This is a genomic window from Vibrio marinisediminis (genome assembly GCF_014050145.1).
Taxonomy (GTDB): domain Bacteria; phylum Pseudomonadota; class Gammaproteobacteria; order Enterobacterales; family Vibrionaceae; genus Vibrio; species Vibrio marinisediminis.
In genome coordinates, this window is the sequence record NZ_JACFYF010000347.1 from 1 (window position 1) to 235 (window position 235).

Annotated in this window: 1 protein-coding gene; it reads right to left on the reverse strand. The window is 63.8% G+C overall.

Annotated features, from left to right (window positions below):
• The coding region (locus H2O73_RS24310; RefSeq protein WP_497997525.1) for a 3-dehydroquinate synthase family protein at positions 1–235 on the reverse strand (235 nt) is incomplete at both ends.

Genomic DNA, 235 nt, shown 5'->3' on the forward strand with positions numbered 1-235 from the left:
AGAACGTATGGCCGAGGTTCAGCAGCGCGCGGTCGCCCTGTTCGGTTTCGTCTCGCACGACGATCTCGGCCTTCATCTCGACTGAGCGGCGCACTGCGGCGACACGCGCCGACCCATCGCCCGCCGCAAGCCGCGGTCCCTCGGTTTCGAGCCAGGCGAAAAAATCCGCGTCACCAAGCAGGCCATATTTTACTACCTCGCCGTATCCCGGCAGGAAATCACGCGGCGTGAGAGT